This window comes from Nostoc sp. S13, assembly GCF_029379315.1.
Taxonomy (GTDB): Bacteria; Cyanobacteriota; Cyanobacteriia; order Cyanobacteriales; family Nostocaceae; genus Nostoc.
This window is the reverse complement of record NZ_JAQYWQ010000041.1, coordinates 37,580-49,659: the sequence shown is the minus strand read 5'-3', so window position 1 is coordinate 49,659 and position 12,080 is coordinate 37,580. Positions and strand designations below refer to the sequence as shown.

Sequence of the window (12,080 nt, the reverse complement as noted above, 5' to 3'; positions counted from 1 at the left end):
ATACAAGGTCAGTACCAAGTCGAGCGTTTTACATTTAATTAGGTTGAGCTACTTAACATTTACAACAGTTTTAATTTAATTTAACCACATATGTGTTGTAAGGGCACAGCAATGCTCATTGGTGTCAATTTAACGTGAATTCAATAGACCTCTCCCTCCCAGGCTCCCTCTTTGAAGCGGAAAGGGAGAAGCAAGACAAAAATCAGTTTTTTAAGCGGATAAAAAAATCGCCCCCTGAATTCAGGAGGCGCATCACCTTATGGAGACGTAGCATTGCTACGTCTCTACATTTAACTAGCAACGTATTCTTGCACATTGGCACGACGGCGACGCAGATGAGCCAAAGCTTGATGCTCTAACTGACGGACGCGTTCACGGCTGAGACTCAATCTCTCACCCACTTTTGCCAATGACATTTCATTACCATCCTCTAAACCAAAGCGTAGGGCTAAAACTTCTCGCTGTTGAGGGGTTAGTTCTGCTAGCAGGTTGTTCAAGTCTTGGCGTAAGAATTCCTGATTGGTGTAATACTCTGGTGATGGGCCGTCATCTTCAAGCATTTCTTGCAACTCAGTATCCTGGTTATCGCCAACTCGCACATCTAAAGACACTGGTTGACGCGCCATATTCAGGTACTCGCGGATCTGAGCAGGTTCTAGTTCCAGTTCTTTGGCAATTTCGGCTGGAGTCGGCGATCGCCCCAAGGTTTGAGCCAACTCGCGCTGCACTTTTTTGATTTTATTCAGTTTCTCAGTAATGTGGATCGGTAAGCGGATGGTGCGACCTTGTTGGGCGATCGCGCGGGTAATTGCTTGGCGAATCCACCAGTAAGCATAGGTTGAGAACTTATAACCCCTAGTTGGGTCAAATTTCTCCACACCCCGCTCTAATCCTAGTGTTCCTTCCTGGATTAAATCCAGAAACTCCATATTCCGCTTTTGGTACTTTTTGGCAATAGCAACTACCAAGCGCAAATTCGCTTCGATCATTTTTTGCTTTGCCCGCTTACCTTGCGCCACCGTCTGTTGTACCTCGGTTTCCGATTGTTCAACCTGGTCAGCCCACTCTGACATATTCGGCTCACGTTGCAGCTTCTTCGCCAAAGCTTCCTTAGCATCGATGAGCGTCATCATTTGTTGCACCTGCTTTCCATAGACAATTTCTTGTTCACGGGTTAGCAATGGTACACGACCAATTTCCCGTAGATAGGTTCGCACCATATCAACCGTGAATTTGGTATTGAGGTTTTCCGTTTGGGTGTTGACAGTAGGCATTGGTGCGTTATCCTCTACTCCGTAAACACAATGTATATTTTCTTACTAAAAACAATGGATAAAGGTAGTACATCTATCACTAAATATCGGGAGCTAGCAAAAGTGATTATCAATTGATACAGCCGCTTTTAAGACGGTAAGCCCCCAATTATAGGTTCCCCTACCTCCCCTAAATTTTCAATCTCTTATAAGCACGCTGGTTGTTTTTGAGAATTTTTCTTTTGGGTAGTTACTGACAGTATCGGAAAAATCCGAAGTCGGTATGAGTTCTACTTAGCTTTATAGTACGATAAATAAGGCAGATCGTAAAGTATCTTCAGATAAAGCTTAAAATTATAATTCAAAAGCGGTCATTTAGAGAAAAAAATTTAAACTTCCTTGAAATTACTGACTACATCTATAGTGACGCCAAAAACCCCTCTTCTGTAGCTAAAACCTAGCGGGATAACCGAACTTAATTTGCTATGACAATGGACGGATGTTACGAATTGGGGATTGGGCATTGGGCATTGGGCATTGGGCATTGGGCATTGGTTAGAGACTCATTATTTAACCAAGGACAAATGACTAACGACCAATAAGAAATAACTATCTAGAATCTAGAATCCCAGGTCAGCTTTCGCTAGTTCAGCAGCCGCGAATACTTCTGCGTCAGGTTTTTCTTCCCAGGCTGGCTCACCAATCTCTTCGTAAAAAGTTGCGTCGTAAGGACGGGTACGTACTACTACTGGCATCGGAACGGCATGACCCAAAATTAAGGCTTGTTGCTTCGAGTCTAACTTTGCCAACACCGATCGCAGTCCACTACCACCAGAGACACCCGTGAAAATCGCGTCAATGTCTTTTTCATCATTCAGCAAAGCGGTAATCCGAGTCCCAATCTGGGACATAACTTCATTATCTATGCCTGATGGACGTTGATCAACTACCAAAAGTGTGACGAAATATTTCCGCAGTTCACGGGCAATAGTCCCAAAAATAGTACTTTGTACCACTCCTGGGTCAAGGAAACGGTGCGCTTCTTCAATGGTAATCATCAATGGCGTGGGGCGATCGCTGGGATTTTTGCTCTGTAAAAATTTATCGGCTTTTTTGACGTAATGCTCGTGAATCCGTCGGGTGATCATATTCGTCACCAACATATAAGAGAGCATATTAGACTGGGAACCAAATTCTATCACAACATTCTTCCCAGATTCCAGGCACTGGACAATTTTACTAATGTAATTTTGGGGGCAAACCGCTCGCATATACTTCAAGCTGTCCATCCGCAAGAGTTTGCGCTGCAATGCCATAATCGAGCCTTTGTGTCCGCGCTTCTCGTCGCAGAACATCTCAATTTCTTCATTAGTCATATTCAGCAACTGGACAATCCAAGATTTGCCAAACTCACTATATAGAATATTGGCGTTATCTAAGGCTGCGTCAGAGAGTCCTAAATCTCGGCTACATAACTTAATATCTTCAACTTCAATTTGCTCGTAACTCAAATAAAGTTCTTGAGCATCACGCACACCCCGGCGCTTTGTCGATTCCGGGTCGAGGGTATAGACTTCAACTTTACTAGGAAAAAGTTGTTTTAAGCCCTTAACAGTACTGACGTTTTTACCTTCTGCGACTGCTTCCCAGCCATACTCAGAGTGCATATCAAAAATCAAGTTTACTGCCGCATTTTTACGGATAACCCCAGCTAAAATTAGCCGTGTTAGAAAGGATTTCCCAGTACCAGATTTGCCAAAAATCCCATTACTCCGTTCCACAAAGCGATTTAAATCGATGCAAACGGGCACATCCATATCTAAAGGTTTTCCGATGGAAAAATTGCGCCTTTGGGGGTCATCTTCCCAGCCAAATACGCGGCGAAAATCGTCAACACTTGCATCGTAAACTTGACTAAAGTGGCTAGGAATAGTTTTAACAGGCAACAATTCCATCGTCGTGCTCGTTTGTGGCACAAATGAAGCCAAACCCGTCATTGATGGGACGAAGGGATTTGCCGACTTGCCATTTGTGGGAGAGAAAGATTCTTCAGATTCGGGAGTGAACATCAACATCGGCGCGAGGTTGATAGTACCATAAGTACCACTTCCGGCTAAAACATCTCGTAAAAAAGTGTCTTCCCAATTGGGGGGATTAGCAGTAATTCGTGCATTAGCAGCTCCCAATGCTACATCTGTCAGCATACAAAAAAAACGCGATCGCATCCCTTGCACAACGAGAAACTTACCCACCCGCATATCTTCCACAGAAATGTCAGGATGCAATCGTACTTCTAAACCTTCAGTCAGAGAACCTTGAATGACCGAACCTAATGGCTGTCCCGAATTCATCTAATTAATTACATGATTGTTGGTGCGCTATCTTATGTTGAATTGTAATTGGATAGGGCAGAAGTTGCGAATTTGTCATTAGTCATTAGTCATTAGACTTATCCGGAAATGAGAACTTTATTTGGCTGAAACCTAGCTCTGGAGAGGGTTTTAGAGGTTCCTGTTTTATATAAGCTAAAAAGCCAGCTATGTAAGGGTTTCAGCTATTTTGAGGTTTATTTGTGGATAAGTCTATTAGTCATTAGTCATTTGTCTTGAGTTATTCTCTCCCAATGCCCCATGCCCAATGCCCCATGCCCCATGCCCCATGCCCAATGCCCAATGCCCCATTACCTAGTCAATCTCAATTGAAGTTGGCGCACTTGGGGTTGTTGGAGTGGTAATAATTAATGGTTTACGGAATTGGGCGTAAAGGCGATCGCGCCAGGTGAAAAATGGTTCATAATCTATATTCTCTGTAAAGATTGGCAATCCTTTTCCTCTAATAGAAGCTGGTAAATCCAGATAGGGGCCAGGGGGAAACTTGAGCAATATCGATAAGCCAGCCACTGCCAAGTCAGCTAAAGTCGGCTCATCTCCTGTTAAATAAGGACTATCTGCCAGTAACAATGTCAACGCTTCCAAGTCTTGTTTTAAGGATGCGATCGCAGACTGTATCACATCTGGGCTATAACCTACCCCAAAACCCAACAGTGTCAGGAAGTCAGTAGGTACTCCTCCAACCAGACTTTTAAATATATCTGGTGTTGAGGTGGGTAATAAAGACTTGCGGAAATTTTGATCTTGACTTATTGCAGCAAATAGTGCTTTGCGACCTTTGATGCCTATGGACTCATCAGCCCATTCTTCTATTAATAAAGTTAAACCCCGTTTTTTGGGATCTTGCGGTATTATTGGGCGATCGGGATATTCTAAGTCTAAATACTTAGCTATTTCCGTAGAATCCGCAATATATCTATTACGATCCTTTAATACCGGTACTTGTTTCTGACCAGTCAGCCGAAACAGTTCTACTTGTCCAATCCCAGGTGTAACCTCTATTTTGCGGTAATCTAGTCCTTTATAATCTAGAATTAGGCGCACTTTCTCTGAGTATTGAGATAGTTCCCATTGGTATAATTCCAGCATGTTGTATCCCTTGTAACTGGTCAATTTCTTAACTTTACAATTGTATCTTTAGTTAAAGTAATTTTTTTGACATTAGTTGCTTGTTGTCTATCTAATTGACATTATGGTTGAACTCATACCTGATTTTGGACAAAATTATCGATTTAGAAAAATAATATTATTTTTTGATTCATTAAAATATCAAATAACTAAATAATTTAATTTGGCATATTCTAGATTAACCATAACTGCTTAGTTGTAAGTCTTCAGCCGTTAATTTAATTTATACCACCCTGATGCTACTACTTTGTCTACCTAGTTTTGAAGGTTTATAGTCAGGACTTTAGTGTTTAGAAAATCACGACTAAAGTCCTGACTACCAAGTTGCTTACTCATCAATTTCAACTTGACAGACTACTAGATTAAAATATCTAGGTACTTAATTTCTGTAATTTTGCCGAATAATCAATGATTAATTCCGAGATATAGCCTTCTTTTGTATGAGATTCAGGATTTTTGAATCAACTATTAATTTACGTACAAGTTTGTATATAAATTGGCTTTTAAGTATAATCTTTCTGACAGCTTATTGTAGCTCATGATTTGTAGATGTGAGATTTTCCCACTTTCTTAAAGTTGGCGTTACCCCATCTGAGGCTTTTTAAATCTTTTTGGTGTGATAGAGGAAATTTGCTCAATTTACATAAAATATGTGCTAGATATATTTCATACTTATCAGCCTCATCTGAAGTTAGATATTTTATCTCATTAGCACAAATTATTTTGGGAAAAATCTTATTTCCCTCTTCCGTTAGATTTTGTACATAGTAAAATGTTATAAATCTTTATGTAGTGTGTGGACAAAAAGACAAACAAAATTTATGAAGACAAATTACAGCAAATTGCTGACTACGTTGACAGGCATAGCAGGATTTATTAGTTTCAGCCATCTCATTACTTTACCATCTGATGCGAAAGAGGCACTAAATCCTAACCCCAGTATTTTCAACGAAGCCCCCTATAACAAGGGCCAACGCCTTCAAGCAAACGCTCAATACACACCTGCTGAGGCTGCTTCCGAAATAGAAAAGGGCAATACCAAACGCCAAACAGTAGTACAGAAAAGTGGTGGAACCCTAAATCCCAAACCAAGTATTTTTAACGAGCCTCCCTATAACCGTGGTGGTAGTGTTACACCTAGTGAACCTGTACCCCGTACCCCACGTACTATCCCGGAAACTCAACCTACCACACCACCAACACAAGTACCATCCACTGATACACCTACTACAACTCCACCAGGGCCAGGAGCAAGCGATAATCAAGGCAAAAACTTGTTAGCGTTGGCAGAATCAAATGCTTCCTTTACAACCTTAACCAAGGCTTTGAAAGCAGCAGGATTGACCGGAGCTTTGCAAGGGAAAGATAACTTAACTATTTTTGCCCCCACTGATGCAGCTTTTGCTAAGTTGCCAGCAGATGCTTTGCAAGAATTGTTCAAACCAGCTAACAAAGAAGTATTGATCAAAATCTTAACTTACCATGTAGTACCTGGTAAGGTATTGTCCACTGATTTGAAGTCTGGCGAAGTTAAAAGCCTAGAAGGCGGTACAATCAACATTAAAGTTGATCCTGCTAACGGTGTAACTGTCAATGATGCTAAAGTGACACAGGCAGATATCACAGGCACTAACGGTGTAATCCACGCAATTGATCAGGTGATTTTACCTCCTGACTTGTAGTTTTTAGGTACAAGTACAACCTGCAACAGAGCTAGGTTGGTATAAAGTATTAATACGTAAAAATTCCCTTCACCGTTCAAATGTTAATTTTGGACGGTTTTTTGTAAGAACGGTGAGTTAAAAAGGAATTTTAACGATACCAGAAATAGCTCATTGTTCAGCTAGATTCTTCGCTAGTTAAAACCTCAAAGGAGCAAGTGACTACAATTGGCTGAGTTTCTAATCTAAATCACTGAGATATAGGCAGACTACCTTGTAGTATCATCTGACTTGCCCTAGCTTGACAGATGGGGCAGGCACAGCCAAACATCTGCATAGCAAGCTGTTTAACTCTTTCATTAGCACGTATTGATGGGTCTTGGCGATATTCTTGTGAAATAGGTGCAGCAACTGTCTGTGTGTCAGTGGGTGTTAAGGTAGGATTGGCTAAATCTTGGGGAGAAAGCTTCTTAGCAAAAGCTGGATTGACAGTTAGTAATATTAGAGCCAAAAAGCTTGAGCCGCAAAGCAAAGTCATTACAATTTTATTCATGATTTACACCAGTAGTAGACTAGATCTTTAAGTTGAGCTTAGACGAAAAAACTATAAATCGCCATAAAAATTCTTAATATCAATATCTGTCATAATTTCATTTCAGACACCAGTTTTATTTAAGTTGAGGCAAACTACCTTGTAATACCATCTGACTTACACGAGCTTGACAGGCAGGGCAGTCACAGCCAAACTTCTGTATAGCAAGCTCTTCGAGTGATTGAGTAGAGCCGATTGATGGAAATTCGGGCGATTTTTGAGTTACAGATATATTAATTGTCTGCGTCTGGTCGGAGTTCAACTTGGCAGAGGTTAAATTTTGAGGAGAAAACTCTTTCGCAAAAGCTGGATTGACAGTTAGGAGCGTCAAAGCAAAAAAGCTAGAGCAGCAAAGTAAAGTTATTACAATTTTATTCATGATTTTCCTGAGTGTTAGACCTTATTATTGGTTGACTTTAGCTAAAAAACCTAGAAATCGCCAGAAAAATTCAACTTGTTTTTAGTTACCAAGCGGCAATTGATAGAGCCGCTGATTTGCATCGAAATAACAATTACTTTTTGTTTGCAATCAGCTTTTGATCTTTATCTTGCATTTCCAAAAGTTCAGGGATAGTAACAAAGCTATAGCCCTGTTTCCGAAAGTTAGCAATAATTTCTGGTAAAGCCTGCACAGTTTTAGAGCGATTACCACCACCATCATGCATCAGCACAATTCCACCTGGTTTGGCCTCCCTGAACACATTATTAATTAATTTTGGTACAGCAGGACGCGAGTAGTCTACAGAGTCAGATGACCAGAGAATGATGGCATATTTGCTATTTCTAGCGTAAGTAGCCACCCCATTGTGCATGATTCCTCCTGGTGGTCGAAACAAATTTGTTTTAATCCCTGTGACTTGATAAATCAGGTCTGCTGTGTGGTCAATTTCATAGGCAGCTGCTTGTGGATTCAAGAATTGATACCAATGATGCCAAGTATGGTTGCCAATTACGTGACCTTCAGCAATCTCCCGCTTTACTAAGCTTGGATAATTCTTCACATTTTGTCCAATTAGGAAAAATGTGCCTTTGATTTGATTTTGTTTAAGAATATCCAGTACTTGCGCGGTACTCTCAGGCCATGGCCCATCATCAAAGGTGAGAGCAATTACTTTCTGAGCGGGAGTAAGTTTTGCTGACTCAACTATTGCTCCTTGAAAGCGTAGTGGCACAACATAGGAAAGACCCTTTATTTGTGCTTGTTGCTGCCAACTTTTAAGCATCGTCGCTTTTAGTTCTTCAATCTGCTGCTGAGTTCCAACCTTGCCTGCTAGATTGTTTACATTTATATTTTCTGTACTTTGAGCCTCAGATGAGCTTGACTTGAGAAGCATCATCATGCTTACACTCAAACTGGCACTCAAGACAAGCAACGTAATTAATATTTTTTGCAGACCAAAAAATGATTTATAGTTCTGCACTTCCTAGCTCCTTCAAGGGTCGAATCATCTTTTTTTCACAATACTTCGGGCAGTTTTTTAGACTTTTGTAAGACTTGTCATGGAACCTACAGCATGATTGGCATATTTTTTCAAGTTAGCTCCAACCCTGATTCGGAAAAAATGCCTGACTCTATGGATAATCTAATATCTACAAGCAATCCGATTTGATTCTTGAACTTATTTGCGTAGGCAGGGAGTAGGGAGTAGGGAGTAGGGAATGGGGAATCAGCCCTTTCGAGTTGTATGGAGTTTTTTCAAAAATCAAATAGGAGTCCTATATAAGCAAAACACTCACAATAAAGGTGAGAGCCTTCTTGCGCGTTAATTTTTGTAGACTATCGGGTGGTATGAGGGAAATTTCGAGAACTGTAAAAGCTAATTGCTCCCGCTTTATTAATATGAATATACTTAATGTAAGTTAAATATTTTATATCCTATTGACGAAGCCATTGCAAAATTATGACGAGCATGTGACTTTCCTTAAGTAATGAGGGCACAGGGCAAACCGTTAAAATAATTCGTAATTCGTAATTCGTAATTCGTAATGACGCTCTACGAGACTAAGGCGTAGCTTGCTTGGACGCAGGAGTACGCGGACTCGCTAACGTAATTAAGTTTTGTAATGGCGATTTGGCGCAAAGTCGGACTTCCAATAAATCATCCATTTTGTGAGGTAGGTAAGATGCTATTGGTGTCAACTTAACGTGAAAACAAGCCTAGAACCAGGTTTTAGAGATTATCTCGTTTATCTCGTTAACAGTCTCCGACTGCGAATGCCCGTAGTTGAGGCTCCACCTCCCTGACTTGCGGCAGAGCCGCCAGGAACACCATTTCCAGCCAGAGGCTGGAAACGAGGTTTTAAAGGAGTTTGGGCTTAAGTTGACATCAATGGTAAGATACCCACCCCACAAGAGGTCAGTGGATACTTTTTTATTTGAAAATCCCTTAACAGGTTACAGACTAGATATTACATCTCGTGCTACTGCTAAAGTCTGATCAATATCCTCTTCGGTGTGAGCAAAAGACGTAAACCCAGCTTCAAATTGAGAAGGTGCTAAGTAAACACCATGCTCTAACATCCCGCGATGGAAGCGTCCAAATTTAGCTGTATCAGACTTTTTCGCATCTTCGTAGTTATGAACTGGGCCAGAGGTATAGAATAAGCCGAACATCGCGCTGATTTGACCGCCGCAAATCGCATGACCATTTTCTTTGGCAATTTGCAGCAAACCATCTGCAAGCTTTTTAGTTATCCGGTCAAGATACTCGTAAGTACCTGGCTTTTGCAACAATTCTAAAGTCTTAATCCCAGCAGTCATGGCCAAAGGATTACCAGAAAGAGTCCCAGCTTGATATACGGGGCCGGCGGGTGCAACCATTGACATAATATCTCGACGACCACCATAGGCTCCCACTGGCAAACCACCACCAATCACCTTACCCAAGGTTGTTAAATCGGGAGTGAGGCCAAATTTTTCCTGAGCGCCACCGTAAGCAATACGGAAGCCTGTCATCACTTCGTCAAATACCAATAACGCTCCATGTTCGTGAGTCAGTTCCCGTAATCCTTCTAAGAAGCCAGCATCAGGTGCAATAAACCCAGCATTGCCGACGACTGGCTCAAGAATAACGCCAGCAATCTCGTCGCGGTTTTCTTCAAACAAGGCTTTGACGGCTTCTAAATCATTGAAAGGCGCAGTTAAAGTGGTGCTAGTTGCCGATTTAGGTACTCCCGGTGAGTCTGGCAAACCAAGTGTAGCAACACCAGAACCTGCCTTCACTAGAAACGCATCGGCGTGTCCGTGGTAGCAGCCTTCAAACTTGATGATTTTATCTCGGTTGGTGAAAGCCCGCATCAGTCGCAAAACTCCGATACAGGCTTCAGTTCCAGAGTTGACAAATCTAACCATTTCGATGCTAGGAACGGCATCAATGACCATTTCTGCCAAAACATTTTCTAAGACTGAGGGAGCACCGAAACTGGTGCCTTTTTCTAAAGCTTCATGCAACGCTGCAATGACTTCTGGATGGGCATGACCGCAAATAGCTGGCCCCCAGGTGCCTACATAGTCTATGTATTGGTTGCCATCTACATCCCAAATATATGCGCCTTTAACACGATCAAAAACTATGGGTTGTCCGCCCACAGATTTAAAGGCACGAACTGGAGAACTGACTCCTCCTGGCATGAGGTTTTGAGCAGCGGCGAAGACTTCTTGTGATTTTGTTGTTTTAATTGTGGTATTTACCAAGGTTCTCTCCTAACAGTGGGCAATAAAAAGCTCTATCTTAGGATAGGGTCAAATACTGATTAGAATTTCTATCATATAAAATTAGCTGAACCATAAAAATAACAATCACAATATGTTATACAAGTCGAATAAAGACTTGCCTTTAGATATTCAGACCCGATTATCTGAAGCATACCAGGATCTTTACCGAGCAGCTTTTAACTCGGCGATCCATTGGTATGGTGAAGCCTCAAAAGCTCACCAAGTAGCGTTGAGTGCTGTAAAGATGCAGTCTGCTATGGAACGGAATGCTCTTGTTTAGAGGTAGATACGATAGTGCAATTCAAAAAAAACATGCCAGTTGCTCTATTGAGAATGGTATCGTGAATCCATGAATTATTCTCATTAGAGCAAACTAGCTGGTATGTCTTCTAACGATTCGCGCTTACTACATTACGCCATCCCCGTTGAGGAAATTCGCTACGATGAACGAGGTCTAGTACCTGCAATTGTCCAAGATTATTTGGATGGTACTGTCCTGATGATGGCGTGGATGAATCAGCAGTCGTTACAAAAGACTTTAGAAACTCAAGAAACTTGGTTTTGGAGCCGTTCCCGGCAAGAATTGTGGCACAAGGGGGCGACTTCTGGACATATTCAGAAAGTGCAGAGTATCCGTTATGACTGTGATAGTGATGCGCTGCTCATAGGGGTAGAGCAATTAGGAGATGTTGCCTGCCATACTGGAGAACGCAGTTGCTTTCATCAAATAGAAGGGAAAATTGCCCCACCACCAGGGGATACATTGTCGCAATTGTTTCAAGTAATATGCGATCGCCGCGACAATCCGATTGAAAGTTCTTATACCTGTAAACTATTGGCAGGTGGCGATAACAAAATTTTGAAAAAGATCGGTGAGGAAACTGCTGAGGTGGTAATGGCCTTTAAGGATGATGAGGCAGATGCGATCGCAGGTGAAGTGGCTGATTTGCTATATCATACTTTGGTTGCCTTGGCTCACCATCAAGTTGATTTGAAATCGGTGTATCGCAAGCTCCAAGAACGTCGCAAATAAAGAATATAGATAAATGAGAGTAAAATGAGTGAGTAGGGAAAGTAGATAAAAAATCTTTGTTCCCCAACCTCGCCAGTCTCTAGAATTAAACAAGCAGGCCCTTTTTTATTGCCTATGACAGGTTAACTTAACCGTGTACCTAGAGATTAAACCTCTCTGGCTAAACCAATATGTGCCAACGACAATGAGATATTAGCATAGAATCACGCACACGTAATTTATACTTATAGCTGTTTGCAAATAAGTGAGGTACAAAATGCAGGACTCACGCATCAGATACAACGTTTTTCAGGTAAATGAAGTACACA

General features: G+C 41.4%; 12 protein-coding genes. 4 read left to right on the top strand and 8 right to left on the bottom strand.

What is annotated here, in order from left to right:
- Nucleotides 1–290 precede the first annotated feature (290 nt).
- The 3 genes from PUQ00_RS15015 to PUQ00_RS15005 all read right to left on the bottom strand — a co-directional run bounded on the left by PUQ00_RS15015 (nucleotide 291) and on the right by PUQ00_RS15005 (nucleotide 3,604).
- A complete protein-coding gene (locus tag PUQ00_RS15015) occupies nucleotides 291–1,274 on the bottom strand; it encodes an RNA polymerase sigma factor, RpoD/SigA family (protein WP_300417862.1) in 984 nt (327 codons plus the stop codon).
- A 368-nt stretch (nucleotides 1,275–1,642) separates the two neighbouring features.
- The gene (locus PUQ00_RS15010; RefSeq protein WP_300417859.1) at nucleotides 1,643–1,798 is read right to left on the bottom strand and encodes a hypothetical protein; all 156 of its coding nucleotides are present in this window, start codon (nucleotides 1,796–1,798) and stop codon (nucleotides 1,643–1,645) included.
- 75 nt (nucleotides 1,799–1,873) lie between these two features.
- Entirely contained in the window at nucleotides 1,874–3,604 is a 1,731-nt protein-coding gene (locus PUQ00_RS15005) for an ATP-binding protein (protein WP_300417857.1), read from the bottom strand.
- Nucleotides 3,605–3,858: 254 nt separating this feature from the next.
- Here PUQ00_RS15005 and PUQ00_RS15000 point away from each other — a divergent pair, with 254 nt between their 5' ends.
- The gene (locus PUQ00_RS15000; protein ID WP_300417854.1) at nucleotides 3,859–3,987 is read left to right on the top strand and encodes a hypothetical protein; all 129 of its coding nucleotides are present in this window, start codon (nucleotides 3,859–3,861) and stop codon (nucleotides 3,985–3,987) included.
- On the opposite strand, the gene PUQ00_RS14995 is transcribed toward PUQ00_RS15000, so the two are convergent.
- Nucleotides 3,938–4,732, bottom strand: a complete 795-nt coding sequence (locus tag PUQ00_RS14995) for a glutathione S-transferase family protein (RefSeq protein ID WP_300417851.1) — start codon at nucleotides 4,730–4,732, stop codon at nucleotides 3,938–3,940. The two genes, PUQ00_RS15000 and PUQ00_RS14995, sit on opposite strands and share 50 nt — an antisense overlap.
- Before the next feature lie 860 nt (nucleotides 4,733–5,592).
- On the opposite strand from PUQ00_RS14995, the gene PUQ00_RS14990 reads away from it, so the two are divergent.
- Nucleotides 5,593–6,453, top strand: a complete 861-nt coding sequence (locus tag PUQ00_RS14990; RefSeq protein WP_300417849.1) for a fasciclin domain-containing protein — start codon at nucleotides 5,593–5,595, stop codon at nucleotides 6,451–6,453.
- 229 nt (nucleotides 6,454–6,682) lie between these two features.
- Here the strand turns inward: PUQ00_RS14990 and PUQ00_RS14985 are convergent, their stop codons facing one another.
- The 4 genes from PUQ00_RS14985 to hemL all read right to left on the bottom strand — a co-directional run bounded on the left by PUQ00_RS14985 (nucleotide 6,683) and on the right by hemL (nucleotide 10,718).
- Nucleotides 6,683–6,985 carry a hypothetical protein gene (locus tag PUQ00_RS14985; protein ID WP_300417846.1) on the bottom strand — a complete coding sequence of 101 codons (303 nt, stop codon included), beginning with the start codon at nucleotides 6,983–6,985 and terminating at the stop codon, nucleotides 6,683–6,685.
- Between the two features lie 115 nt (nucleotides 6,986–7,100).
- Complete coding sequence (locus PUQ00_RS14980; protein WP_300417844.1) at nucleotides 7,101–7,403, bottom strand: hypothetical protein; 303 nt, start codon at nucleotides 7,401–7,403, stop codon at nucleotides 7,101–7,103.
- A 133-nt stretch (nucleotides 7,404–7,536) separates the two neighbouring features.
- Complete coding sequence (locus tag PUQ00_RS14975) at nucleotides 7,537–8,445, bottom strand: polysaccharide deacetylase family protein (protein ID WP_300417842.1); 909 nt, start codon at nucleotides 8,443–8,445, stop codon at nucleotides 7,537–7,539.
- Nucleotides 8,446–9,419: 974 nt separating this feature from the next.
- Nucleotides 9,420–10,718, bottom strand: a complete 1,299-nt coding sequence (gene hemL / locus PUQ00_RS14970) for a glutamate-1-semialdehyde 2,1-aminomutase (RefSeq protein WP_300417840.1) — start codon at nucleotides 10,716–10,718, stop codon at nucleotides 9,420–9,422.
- A 112-nt stretch (nucleotides 10,719–10,830) separates the two neighbouring features.
- Between hemL and PUQ00_RS14965 the strand changes: the two genes are divergently transcribed.
- A complete protein-coding gene (locus tag PUQ00_RS14965) occupies nucleotides 10,831–11,019 on the top strand; it encodes a ChaB family protein (protein ID WP_300417838.1) in 189 nt (62 codons plus the stop codon).
- A gap of 102 nt (nucleotides 11,020–11,121) precedes the next feature.
- Nucleotides 11,122–11,772 (top strand): bifunctional phosphoribosyl-AMP cyclohydrolase/phosphoribosyl-ATP diphosphatase HisIE, encoded by a 651-nt coding sequence (hisIE, locus tag PUQ00_RS14960; RefSeq protein ID WP_300417836.1) that lies wholly within the window; start codon nucleotides 11,122–11,124, stop codon nucleotides 11,770–11,772.
- The last annotated feature ends 308 nt before the right edge of the window (nucleotides 11,773–12,080 follow it).